The sequence below is a fragment of the Pontibacterium sp. genome (genome assembly GCF_041587635.1).
In the GTDB taxonomy this organism is placed as follows: Bacteria; Pseudomonadota; Gammaproteobacteria; order Pseudomonadales; family Balneatricaceae; genus Pontibacterium.
The window spans coordinates 1-11,405 of sequence record NZ_JBFGYC010000066.1; the positions used below are offsets into that span (position 1 = coordinate 1).

Genomic DNA, 11,405 nt, shown 5'->3' on the forward strand with positions numbered 1-11,405 from the left:
AGCACTGAAGTACTGCAACGACAGTGTCTTGCTTGAAGGTTACATCATCGAGCTTTTAGTTTTCATCAGCGATGTGTGACAAAAAATTGAAATTTTCTCTCTTAATTTTGGGGACCAGAATGCCACAGGAATACGATCCATCCATTCGTCTTAATCAGTACGGTCAGGTAGATGCGGACTACTACGTACAGAAAGCTCATGATGCGCGCAGTGAAGCGATGGCAGAGATGCTACAAGCCGTCAAAGCTTGGATTAAAACGAAAGTGACGTTCGAGCGTATTCCTACACAGCAAACCTTGTTTGGACACTAAGCTTCTAGCTTGTTGTTGTTTTTTAGCCCACCTCTTGGTGGGCTTTTTTATGCTTCTATTTTCTATTGTTTCCATCTCGCTTGTTTTTAACTGACGAGCATTGCGTAACACTTCGTACCCATTCACAACATCGCCTTATTTGTTACTGCCTCCTATACGTTAGCAACGACTCTAACCTCCTGTCTGTTGGCGGTGATCAGAATTGCGGTCTGATTACACCGCTACCTGGACTCGTATTGCGGCGTGCTGCCTATTTTTAGGCATTGCTCTGAATAAGTTGGTGTCGGTTATGCGTCTAATTCTACTCATTATTCAGACAATCATGGGCCTTCCATTATGGGGTCTGGGTGGGTTTTATTTTTGTTTGAATTTGGTTGGTGGGGTTCTGGATATTTGTAATGATTTAATCTGATGTAAAGGTGCTAAAATCCTTTTCATAATAATGAGTTGCAATAAATGATCGATATCAAAGAAAGACGGATTTAGTGTGATTTTTAAATGAGTGTTTATTGTGAAATTTGTATTAATTCTGCCGTTGTAGTCTTTTTTATCTGCTATTCTTAATGGCCCGAACCCCCATAAACTGTAGGTCGATAGAAGGAAGGATGAATGGAACAGAATAGTTTTCGATGGTTTATCGCAACAGTTGTTCAAAAGATCTTAAGGTCTGTTGGTCTTAAAACAATTGATAAGCAATTTCTGTTTTCCTACATCCTTATTTTCATATTTGCCTGTATCTCCGCAGTGTCGCTCTACATCAACATGGGGGCCAGTGCTGACTCGATTAACCTCGCGGGTGCACAGCGCATGATCAGTCAGCGTGTTGCTAAGGAGGTGCTTCTTGTGGCGCAGGGGGTGGAAGAACGCAGTACCGTTGAGCGTTCAATTGCTCGCTTTGAGAAGGTTCATGCCGGTTTGAAGCATGGCGATGTGGAGTTGGGTATTGAGGCTGTTGAAGATCCAGCCACACTGAATCAGCTCAAGGAGGTTGAAGATACCTGGGCGGCCTACAAATCCAATCTGATCAATTACCTCGACAGTCCGGAACATACTGAGCTTGTTGCAATTCAGCAGCTTGCTCCTCAGGTGCTGAAGGTAATGAATACAGCCGTTGGCATGATGGCGGCCGCTGCAAACGTTGACGCAAGAAATCAGCAATATCTGGCGATGTTTACAACACTCGGCATACTCTTTCTTGTCGTGTTGGGGCGTATGTTTGGTATGACGTGGCTGATGCAGCATATCGAGCATCTGAAGCAGCACCTGCAGGCGGTTAGTCAGGCGGATTTTTCGCGCAAGCTGCAAGTACACGACCGCGATAATGAGATAGGTGAAATTTTTACTGCTTACAACGAAATGCTCTCTCAGGTGGGTGTTCTGATTCAAAATGTAAGCCAGGCTGCGGGGGAGGTATCGTCCGGCACAAGCCGCATGTCAACAGATCTCGGTCAGACTGCACAAGGCGTCGATGAGCAGAATATGCAGCTTAGCCTAGTGGCTTCTGCCATGAATGAAATGACTGCCACCGTGCAGGAGGTTTCCAATAATGCCCAACAAGCCGCGGAGGCGGCAGAGAAGGCTGATCAGGAAGCATCCAGCGGACAGAAAGTGGTGGTCAGCACTCAGAATAATATTCAGGATATGGCGAGTCAGGTCGCTAATGCGTCTACGGTTCTTGAAAAACTTCGACAAGACAGTATTGCTGTTGGTAACGTACTCTCGGTGATAACAGGGATTGCTGAGCAGACCAATCTCCTCGCGCTTAATGCAGCGATTGAGGCCGCCCGCGCGGGTGATCAGGGGCGCGGGTTCGCAGTCGTAGCCGACGAAGTACGTACGCTTGCACAGCGTACTCAGGATTCAACCAAAGAAATTAAGGCTACTATCGAGGCGTTGCAGGGGAATGCTAACGAAGCGGTGAATGCGATGCAGCAGAGTCAGGAGATGGCTGAACTGAGCGTGTCACAAACCACCGAGGCTAATGATGCACTCGGTAAGATTGTTGATGCAGTGAACATTATCGCCGCAATGACCAGCCAAATTGCTGTCGCAACCGAAGAGCAGATCAAAGTGTCTTCGGAAATTGATAGTAATGTCAGCAGTATTGCGTCGGTTGCCAGTCAGACGACTGCAACAACGCAGCAGACGGTCAACACGTCAAACACAATCAGCGATGAAATGAAGAAGCTCCAGTCGCGTGTGCAGTGTTTTAAGGTTGGGGCTAATTAGAGCCAGGGATATTGTTATACAGATTAAAAAACCTGCCATATGGCAGGTTTTTTAATGCGGCCTCTCAAGGTTACGCCGTCGGCGTAAAGCTATTGATGCCCCTTTTAAATCCGTTATCTTGGGCCCGAAACCTGCCGCCCTGAAAGAGGGTTGATCTGGCAGGTTTATGGTGGTGGTCGTTTGGCCTTTCGATTTGAAAGGCGGAAATTACTGTTTATAGTTGCGTGCAATCTCACGCAGTTCCTTCAGCGCGGCAGCAGCATCAATCTCTCGATCGGCAACGCGCTCAAGATAATCTTCGTCGATCCCTTGAATCATTGCCTGAAACTCCTGATGGATTGGATCGCCGGACTTAACCTCAAGAATAGACACGCCAGCCTTGCGTGCGGTTTCCAGTCCTTTCGCATCGCCTTCATCCCATGCGCGTCCTGCGAGTGCAGACAGTTTCTCACCTGACACAGCCATGATCGCGTCCTGATCTTTCTGGCTCAGTCCGCTCATAAAATCAGGGTTCATAAAGACGGAAAAGCTCATGACATACATGCCGCCCGGCAGTAATACCAGTTGTTTGGTCACTTCGTTCAGGCGCAGGGTTTTCTGTTCGCCCGTTGGAATAAATACACCATCTACGACGCGCTGCTGCATCATTTCATACACTTTCGGTGCCGGCGCTCCCACAGGTGTTACACCCATGCGCTTACCCAGTGTGGATTGGATACCGCCACCCAGACGAATTTTACGTCCCTTCATTTCAGCCAGTGACTGGATGGGTTCAGCCAAATGGATCTGGCCCGGTCCGTGTGTGAAGAGTGCCGCGACGAGAAGTCCTTCATGCTCATTGGCTTGCTTGTAATATTTCTGGTGTACGCGCCACAGGGCAACGGATGCGGCTTCCGCATTCGCGTTCAGATTTGGCAGTTCGGCTGATTCAGTCAGTTTAAAGCGGCCGGGAACATAACCGTGTACGCTCCAGCTGGCATCAACGGCGCCATCTTCTACCAGATCGAACATGGTTTTTGGGTGTCCCATGCCATATTCAACCTGCATCTTTACCCGTCCTTCCGTGGCTTCTTCAATCCACTCGCCCCAGGTTTTTAGCACAACGGCATTTTGCGGGTGAGTGGGGGGTAGCCAACTGGATACGCGCATAATGGTTTCGGCCATTGCGCTTGCTGATAGGGCCAGGCCAAGTGAAAGCGTGGCGGTTGCGGTCATAAGTTTTTTGAGTGTCATAAGGCGTCCTTCTTTTTATTGTAATGCCTTCATAATATAAGGCTCTGGATTGAATTGAACAGGATTGTTAGTTGTTGCTCAGTGCAGCATCGACCAGTTGGATCCAGTGTTGGACCGGTTTCTCCGAACGTTCGGATAGGTGGGCTATGCAGCCGATATTGGCGCTGGTGAATGCCTCCGCGTTGGAAGCATTCAGGTGTTTTAGTTTCTTGTCGCGCAGTTCTTGTGCCAGTTCGGGCTGAAAGATGGAATACGTGCCGGCAGAGCCGCAACAGATGTGCCCATCAGCAACGGGTTTGAGTGCAAATCCCATGCGGCTTAGCAATTGTTCTACGTTGCCGGATAAGCCCTGTCCGTGCTGGAGGGAGCAGGGACACTGAAATGCCACGCTGGTGGATGAACGGATGTTCAATTGTTCAACGGGTTCCTGCGAGAGTATTTCCGACAAGTCTTGCGTTAATGATGATATGCGCGCCGCTTTTTTTGCATAGAGAGGGTCGTTCTTGAGCAGATCGCCGTATTCTTTAACGGTGGTGCCGCACCCGCTGGCGGTCATGATGATCGCTTCGCAGCCCGATTCTATGTAAGGCCACCATGCATCAATATTTTGGCGCATGAAGTTGAGTCCATCGCTCTGTTGATTCAGGTGGTAACTTATCGCGCCACAGCAACCCGCTTTCTTGGCTGTTTGCAGGGAGATACCCAATTTGGCCAGTACTCGTGCCGTGGCAGCATTGATGTCTGGTGCCAGCGCAGGCTGAACGCAGCCGTCTAATATGAGCATCTTGCGTGTTTGGGCAGTCAGGTGCTGTGCTTGTATAGGCTGTTTAGCTGGGATTTTGTCTTTGAGTTGTTTAGGCAGAATGGGGCGCAGGAGCTGTGCCGTGCGCAGAACCGGGGTGAATCGGGCTCTGTAGGGCAGAACTGTCAATATGGCACGGCGTAAAGCTTTTTGCTGCAGTGATCGCGGGATCTCTTGTTCCACGATCTGGGTGCCAATCTCTAACAGGCGGTGATAGGGCACGCTGGCTGGGCAGGTTGTTTCACACGATCGGCAATTTAAACAGCTGTCCAGATGTTGTTGTGTGCTGGCAGTAACGGGCTTGCCTTCCAGAGCCTCTTTAATCAGATATATCCGACCGCGCGGACTTTCCAGCTCGTTTTTGCGCACGCTGTAGGTCGGACAAGTGGCCAGACAAAAACCGCAATGCACACACTTGCGTAGGATGGCGTCTGCTTCCCGGCCCAGTGGGCTGTATTTAATGTGTTCTGCGATGTTCGTCTGCACGGGTGTGGGGTCCTTTAATCAGAGAGGCGCGAGCTGAGGTATTCAAAGCCCAGGGTATAAGCGTTCAGGATTCAGAATATGCGCGGGATCGAAGCTGTTTTTTATACGCTGGCTGAGATAGAGCAGGTCGGTGGTCAGAGGTGTGAATACCTGTTTCGATGTTTCTTGATGGTTAAGGCAGGTGGCATGACCGTCGTTCTCTTGGCACCACGTCCGCAGATTCATGCTGTTATCACGACTGTAGGCCCAGCGTTGTGCGCCTCCCCATTCGATGATCTGCTCACTCACGAGGGCGTCAGGAATATCTGCGGCAGAGGGGGGGAGCGACAAGCGCCATACGGTTTCGCCTTCATCTCGGGCGCGATCAAAGAAAGGATGTTGCTGTTCTTTCAGTTGCTGCCAGAACGTGGTGGCTGAGTTCGGTGAATCTCCACCGATACGGTTGGCGGCCGCGCTCACTCCGGCTTTTGCGCCGGAGAAGCGCAGGTAGAGTTGATCGTTATGCAGAAGGGTGGCAGACAGAGGAACCGGCTGGCAACCCAGCCTGGCCAGTAATGTCTGCATCTGCTGTTGGTTGGCGGTTATGACGCGTGTTTCTTCGTAGGCGGGCATCGGGATGACCTTTAAACTGATGTCTAGCAGCACCCCTAGCGTGCCTTGTGCGCCGCACATCAGTCGTGACGTATCGTACCCAGCGACATTTTTCATAACCTGGCCGCCAAACTTCAAGATTTCACCACGCCCGTTGATCATCGTAACGCCCAGTACAAAGTCGCGTGCTGCACCTGCATAGGGGCGGCGTGGGCCGGATAGGCCACAGGCGATGGTACCGCCGATAGTTGCGTTGCGGGAAAAGGCGGGTGGCTCAAATCCCAACATCTGTCCCTGTTCGGCCAATGCGGCTTCTACTACATATAGAGGTGTGCCAGCGCGAACGGTGATCACCAGTTCAGATGGCTCGTAATTGATGATCCCCTGGTACTCATTGATGGTCAGTGCTTTGCCTGATACAGCGCGACCGTAATGGGCTTTGCTGCCGCCGCCAACGATCTTAAGTGGCTGGCGCTGTTCAAATGCCTGCCTAACAGAGTCGATGAGCTCCTGTTGTACTGCGGCGGGATATCTTGGCTGTACGGTTGCCTGGGCAGTCATGGCTTAAAATCGCTCCAGATGAGGGAAGGGCATGTCGCCGTGATGAACGTGCATGGCGTTAAATTCCGCACAGCGAGCCAGTGTAGGGATCTGCTTGCCCGGATTGAGTAGTGTTTTTGCGTCAAAAGCCTGTTTCAGCGCGTGAAACTGAGTGAGTTCCTTCTCTGAAAACTGCAGGCACATCTGGTTGATCTTTTCGAGGCCGATGCCGTGTTCGCCCGAGATGGTGCCGCCAACTTCAACGCAGAGTTCAAGGATGCGGGTGCCCAGTTCAAATGCGCGTTTGTGCTGATCATCGTCGGATGAGTCGAAGAGAATAGAGGGATGCATGTTTCCATCGCCAGCATGGAAAACGTTTACAACCAGCAGGTCGTATTGGTCGGCTAATACATTGATCTGTTTCCATACCTGAGCCAGCGCTCGCCGTGGAATCGTGCCGTCCATAATGTAGTTGTCAGGTGCCAATCGAGCGAGTGCCGGAAAGGCTGCTTTGCGGGCGGCCCATATGCGCTTGCTGTCTTCCGGAGTCTGTGCGATCTCAATGTCAGAGGCATTAAAGTGCTTCAGGATATCGATAACGCTATCCAGTTCGTCGGCCACCTCCTCCTTGCCGCCATCCAGTTCACAGATGATGACCGCTGCCGCATCAGTCGGATAGCCCGCATGCATCAGCTCTTCGATGGCGCGAATGCCTGTCTGATCGATCATCTCAAGCCCGGCGGGTATCAGGCCGGCGCCGATGATAGCGGCAATGGCGGTGCCAGCATCTTCGATTGTGGCGAACGCGGCGAGTAGAACGCTGGCGCAGTCAGGCTTGGGTAGCAGCTTTACCCGCACCTTAACCACGATGCCGAGCAGCCCTTCTGAACCACACATCAGAGCAGTCAGATCGTAACCGGCACTATCAAGTGCAGCACTGCCCAGAGTGATCATGGTGCCGTCTGCGGTGACGATCTCCAGTTCAAGCACGTTGTGGACAGTCAGTCCGTATTTCAGGCAATGCACCCCGCCTGCATTTTCTGCGACGTTACCGCCCACTGAGCAGGCGAGCTGCGAAGATGGGTCTGGAGCGAAGTAGAGGTTGTAGGGCGCGGTCGCTTCGGAGATGGCCAAGTTGCGTACACCGGGATCAACCAGTGCGGTCCGGTTGGTCGGGTCGATCTCATGAATCTGGTCGAACTGAGTCATGGCGAGTAACACACCATTCTCGACGGGCATTGAGCCCGCGGTCAGGCCGGTGCCGGCGCCGCGTGCCACGACAGGGATCTCCAGCGAGAAGCAGCAGCGCATGACGTGCTGAACCTGCTCTATGGTTTCCGGCAGCACGGTGAGCAGTGGTCGCTGGCGCATGGTGGTGAAAGCGTCGCATTCATAGGCGCTCAGTTCTTCTGGATTGGTAATTATTGCGTGCTCAGGGATTTTTTTGCAGAGCTCGGGGCACAAGTTGCTCAGCAGTTGATCGCGGTCGTTCCGAGTGGTGCTGGCTGACATGGATATACCCCGTGTGGCTGGCTTAAAGACCTGATTCACTGTAAAAGTGATTGGGTAATAAAAAAAATACATATTTGATATGGTTATCCATATGTTTTTTGTATGACTTTGTGTGGGAGGGGTGAGTGAAATTTAACCAGCTGAAATATTTCCTGAAGATTGCTGAGGTCGGCAGCGTGTCGGCGGCAGCGCGTGAATTATTTATCGCGCAGCCCGCGCTAAGCCATCAGATTGCGGGATTGGAAAAAGAGCTTGGGGTGAGTTTGTTTGTGCGCAGCGCCAAAGGGGTTCAGCTGACGCTGGCGGGCGAGAAGTTAGTTCACCATGCGCGTCTGATTTTGCGACAAGTTGAAACGGCTCGAACGGATGTGATTTCGGATGAGTTTTCACCGCGGGGTGAGGTGAGGGTGGTGATAGACGCGTCCAAAGCCTACACGCTGATACCGCCTTTGCTGAGTGAGTGCGCCAAACGTTTTCCTGATGTTCAGTTAAAAATTCTGGACGCCATGAGTCTCGTCGCGGTACAGCGCATTGCGGACGGTAAGGCGGATCTTGGGTTGATTCCGAACGCAGCAGACCTGGCTGAAGCTCACGTGATGCCGGTGTATCGGGAGTCGTTGTATCTGGTGGGGCAGGGGCTGGAAAGTGAACGTGAAGATGGCGCTATCCTGTTCGAGGAGCTGTCGAACTATCCGCTGGTGGCGCCCTCGCGGCCTCACAACATCCGCATGCATATCGAGCAAACAGCGCTGGAGGCACGATGGCCGCTGAATATTCAGTACGAGCAGGATACCGGTTTGATTCTGCGTTGCATGATGAACAGCGGTATCGCTAATGCGATTGTTCCACGTGATGTGATGAATGCGGAGTTGCGGCGGGGGGAGCTGAACGCGTTGCGGATTATAGAGCCATCGATCGATAGAATTCATTCGTTGGTACGTCTGCAGGATCGTCCGGTTTCAACCGCTTGCCGGGCTTTGGAGGGGTTGATTGTGGAGGTGATTCAGTCGCTGTGTGAGAGCGGTGAATTAGATGGCGAAGTATTGGTCTAAAAATTTAAATGAATATTCTATTAATTTTTCTTGTTTGTTAGGAGGGCGTGCTGATTTTGGGCTGTGTCAGAAAAGTTTAAATCCAGCCCTTGTGTATTTTTTTACCCTGTGGTTATTCTAAAAAGAGCGGCGTGCAGGGCGTTTTAGTGTTTTTAAAAGTCCTTAAAATTGGTTAACGTCGCTAAAAAATACAACAGATACCTTAAAATATCTCCTTTTTGTTGGGGGCGGAAATGAGTATTGAGAGAGTAACCTATGGACAGAAAATGCAGCGGATACAGGGAAAGGCTGTCTGGGATGTACGTTGATTTTATGTTGCAGCCGGGGGATATGATGTTTGTGAATAACCGCTTGTTGATGCATGCCCGTACAGACTATGAAGACTGGCCTTAAGTGGAAAAGTGCCGTTTGTTGTTCCGTCTTTGGGTTCAGATCCCTGCGGGTCAGCAGTACTTTATCAATATCGATCGTGCGAACGGTGGTATAGCTAAACAAATTTAGCCACACAGTTTTAGTACTTAGAGTTTCAGATGAACTTCTTCTTGCCCACTTTGTTGTGGGCTTTTTTATGCGTGGGCTGCCGGAGAGAACGGTAGGAATGATCTGTGTTGCTAAGAAAAAATCGTTATAGCCTTGTGCCAATCGCCACTATGGCAGGTTTGGTATCTTTTTCTTTGATTACTAAACTTATAGCAGATGCTGAAAGCTTTAGTTCCTTCCTCTTTGGTGGAGTTGTGCTTTATGTCAGATCTGGATCACAGCCTGTATACCGACTTTCCTGAGTATAGAGAACGGATTCACTCGCTCAAATTGGAAGATCCTGTTTTTGCTTCTAAAGCAACCGAGTATCACAAGCTAGACCATAGTGTGCGTGGTCTGGAAATGGCGTGTTTATCGGTGTCGAATGATTGTTTTCGAGATATGAAAATGCGCCGACTTCGGCTCAAGGATGAACTTTTCCGTATGCTGCAGTAAAACGCAAGCATAGACAGGCAGGTCCGCCCTCTAGTTTGGGGGGGCTTGCTTGTCGCCTGAATATGCACGCGTCCTGTTATTCCTATTATTCCCATCCTATGATTGCAGTTGTGTGAGTGCTTCTCGTAGTGCTTCTATTTCCTCTTGCTGCTGTTGAACCGTCGCTTCCAATGCGTTAATCCGGGCGTTCAGGTCTGAATTGCCGCTCTCCGTAGAGGTGGCTGTCTGTGAAAGGGAAGAGGTATCAACTTCACCGCTGAAAAGGTGGGTGAAGCGAGACTCTCGCTTGCCGGGTTCACGCGGTAAACGTACGACCAGTGCACCATCGCTGCGTTCTCCAAGCGCCTGGAGGGCTGATTCCACCTCTTGGACGTTATTGAACTCGTGTATGCGTTGCGTGCGGGTGCGCAGTTCGCCTGGAGTTTGTGGGCCGCGCAAAAGCAACACGCACACAATGGCACGTTGTCCTTCAGTAAACTGAAGTTCGCTGAATTCGGTATTGCAGAATCGATGTTTGTATTTCACGACACGACTACCGAAGCCGCTCTCTTCTCGGGTCAGTCGTTTAGCTGCAAGGTCATCCAGTGTTTGCTGAACCTCGCTTTCATCGAGGTGCATGACGGGATCGCGATTGCTTTTCTGGTTGCAGGCAAGCGTCAGTGCATTTAGGGAAAGTGGATACTGGTCAGGTGTTGTGCTTTCCTTCTCTAGCAGGCAGCCAATGACGCGCGTTTCGTTAAGGCTTAGCTCTAGGTCCATAGTTAACAGTCCTGATGTGGTTGCTTCCGTATAACTTAGTGTCTGCTCTGATCGCGGAAAGATCAAGCGATCCAGTAATTGTTGAGCGCGTTATAATTAAAACGTACCTATTTGTTAAATATGTTTAATATCAATTAGTTATTGTTTGTTTGGAACAGAGATTCGGAATTGGTCTTGCTGTGTGTGTTGTTTTTCAGGCAAAATGGAGGAATTAAAACAGATATGTTTTCTCTATCCTCATAAAAACAAGGGGTTATCATGATCCATTCAAACGTAAGTGGTTATGTTCATGAAGCCGGTACTGGTATGAGTACCCATTGCGATGCTGTTCTTAGGGATAGCGCATCTATACATGCGATGAAAGCGCGGGGGGCTGATGCCGATGTGGCGGCGACCTCGGAAAAGGATGTTAGAGAAACAGGTCGTTCTGCGACGAGCGCATATTACTCACAATGGGTACGCCGCTGACGGCAGTGTTTGGCTTTCAATCTACGTATTGTGAAAACGCTCCTAAACGGGAGCGTTTTTTTATGCCTGCCGTTTGTGGGTTCTGCTTTGTATCTCCCTGTCTGTATTTTCGCGTCACCCGAGCCTGCTTTTAGGCTTTCTCTTTATAGTGTGAGTTCCTTCTTTTCTTTCCGTTGAGGGGGCGTTATCTGCTTCAGGGTAGACCTGGTCGTGGCTTTGAGGACTTCGGTTGCTTGGGGAGGGTTTTTTAGATCCGGTTCAGGTTGTGAGTGGCAGAATGTTCATGCTCTGATGTGGAGGCGGGGTGGTGATTTTGTTTGAATTTTCTCTAATATCAGTAAATTAAAACAAATATAAAAATAAAAACACAATAAAAACAATAAGTTGTGTGTTTATTAAAACATAATATTAAAAAATGTGTTGATGGCGCGTTTTAACTGGGTATAC

At 50.1% G+C, this 11,405-nt stretch carries 11 protein-coding genes; 6 read left to right on the forward strand and 5 right to left on the reverse strand.

What is annotated here, in order from left to right; genetic code table 11:
* Window positions 1-119: 119 nt before the first annotated feature.
* Window positions 120-311 (forward strand): RSP_7527 family protein, encoded by a 192-nt coding sequence (locus tag ABYW01_RS05625; RefSeq protein ID WP_193955309.1) that lies wholly within the window; start codon window positions 120-122, stop codon window positions 309-311.
* 609 nt (window positions 312-920) lie between these two features.
* Window positions 921-2,540, forward strand: coding sequence for a methyl-accepting chemotaxis protein (locus ABYW01_RS05630; RefSeq protein ID WP_372831521.1), 1,620 nt, complete (start codon window positions 921-923; stop codon window positions 2,538-2,540).
* Window positions 2,541-2,747: 207 nt separating this feature from the next.
* Here the strand turns inward: ABYW01_RS05630 and ABYW01_RS05635 are convergent, their stop codons facing one another.
* The 4 genes from ABYW01_RS05635 to ABYW01_RS05650 all read right to left on the reverse strand — a co-directional run bounded on the left by ABYW01_RS05635 (window position 2,748) and on the right by ABYW01_RS05650 (window position 7,704).
* Complete coding sequence (locus tag ABYW01_RS05635; RefSeq protein ID WP_372831522.1) at window positions 2,748-3,773, reverse strand: TRAP transporter substrate-binding protein; 1,026 nt, start codon at window positions 3,771-3,773, stop codon at window positions 2,748-2,750.
* A 67-nt stretch (window positions 3,774-3,840) separates the two neighbouring features.
* Window positions 3,841-5,061 (reverse strand): glycolate oxidase subunit GlcF, encoded by a 1,221-nt coding sequence (glcF, locus tag ABYW01_RS05640; RefSeq protein ID WP_372831523.1) that lies wholly within the window; start codon window positions 5,059-5,061, stop codon window positions 3,841-3,843.
* A gap of 42 nt (window positions 5,062-5,103) precedes the next feature.
* Complete coding sequence (glcE, locus tag ABYW01_RS05645) at window positions 5,104-6,213, reverse strand: glycolate oxidase subunit GlcE (protein ID WP_372831524.1); 1,110 nt, start codon at window positions 6,211-6,213, stop codon at window positions 5,104-5,106.
* Between the two features lie 3 nt (window positions 6,214-6,216).
* Window positions 6,217-7,704 (reverse strand): FAD-linked oxidase C-terminal domain-containing protein, encoded by a 1,488-nt coding sequence (locus ABYW01_RS05650; protein ID WP_372831525.1) that lies wholly within the window; start codon window positions 7,702-7,704, stop codon window positions 6,217-6,219.
* Window positions 7,705-7,829: 125 nt separating this feature from the next.
* Between ABYW01_RS05650 and ABYW01_RS05655 the strand changes: the two genes are divergently transcribed.
* From ABYW01_RS05655 to ABYW01_RS05665, 3 genes are all read left to right on the forward strand, one after another.
* Complete coding sequence (locus ABYW01_RS05655; RefSeq protein ID WP_372831526.1) at window positions 7,830-8,756, forward strand: LysR family transcriptional regulator; 927 nt, start codon at window positions 7,830-7,832, stop codon at window positions 8,754-8,756.
* 297 nt (window positions 8,757-9,053) lie between these two features.
* On the forward strand, window positions 9,054-9,149 hold the full coding sequence (locus ABYW01_RS05660; RefSeq protein WP_372831527.1) for a TauD/TfdA family dioxygenase: 96 nt from the start codon (window positions 9,054-9,056) through the stop codon (window positions 9,147-9,149).
* A gap of 348 nt (window positions 9,150-9,497) precedes the next feature.
* Complete coding sequence (locus ABYW01_RS05665) at window positions 9,498-9,731, forward strand: YdcH family protein (RefSeq protein WP_372831528.1); 234 nt, start codon at window positions 9,498-9,500, stop codon at window positions 9,729-9,731.
* Between the two features lie 96 nt (window positions 9,732-9,827).
* Here the strand turns inward: ABYW01_RS05665 and ABYW01_RS05670 are convergent, their stop codons facing one another.
* Complete coding sequence (locus ABYW01_RS05670) at window positions 9,828-10,490, reverse strand: YceH family protein (RefSeq protein WP_372831529.1); 663 nt, start codon at window positions 10,488-10,490, stop codon at window positions 9,828-9,830.
* Window positions 10,491-10,748: 258 nt separating this feature from the next.
* On the opposite strand from ABYW01_RS05670, the gene ABYW01_RS05675 reads away from it, so the two are divergent.
* Entirely contained in the window at window positions 10,749-10,958 is a 210-nt protein-coding gene (locus ABYW01_RS05675) for a hypothetical protein (RefSeq protein WP_372831530.1), read from the forward strand.
* Window positions 10,959-11,405: the final 447 nt, after the last annotated feature.

What these genes read in the sequence shown, in the direction of transcription:
- ABYW01_RS05625 (WP_193955309.1), top strand. Translation starts at nt 120, where the DNA reads ATGCCACAGGAATACGATCCATCCATTCGTCTTAATCAGTACGGTCAG.
- ABYW01_RS05630 (WP_372831521.1), top strand. Translation starts at nt 921, where the DNA reads ATGGAACAGAATAGTTTTCGATGGTTTATCGCAACAGTTGTTCAAAAG.
- ABYW01_RS05635 (WP_372831522.1), bottom strand. Translation starts at nt 3,773, where the DNA reads ATGACACTCAAAAAACTTATGACCGCAACCGCCACGCTTTCACTTGGC.
- glcE (WP_372831524.1), bottom strand. Translation starts at nt 6,213, where the DNA reads ATGACTGCCCAGGCAACCGTACAGCCAAGATATCCCGCCGCAGTACAA.
- ABYW01_RS05650 (WP_372831525.1), bottom strand. Translation starts at nt 7,704, where the DNA reads ATGTCAGCCAGCACCACTCGGAACGACCGCGATCAACTGCTGAGCAAC.
- ABYW01_RS05660 (WP_372831527.1), top strand. Translation starts at nt 9,054, where the DNA reads ATGTACGTTGATTTTATGTTGCAGCCGGGGGATATGATGTTTGTGAAT.
- ABYW01_RS05665 (WP_372831528.1), top strand. Translation starts at nt 9,498, where the DNA reads ATGTCAGATCTGGATCACAGCCTGTATACCGACTTTCCTGAGTATAGA.
- ABYW01_RS05670 (WP_372831529.1), bottom strand. Translation starts at nt 10,490, where the DNA reads ATGGACCTAGAGCTAAGCCTTAACGAAACGCGCGTCATTGGCTGCCTG.
- ABYW01_RS05675 (WP_372831530.1), top strand. Translation starts at nt 10,749, where the DNA reads ATGATCCATTCAAACGTAAGTGGTTATGTTCATGAAGCCGGTACTGGT.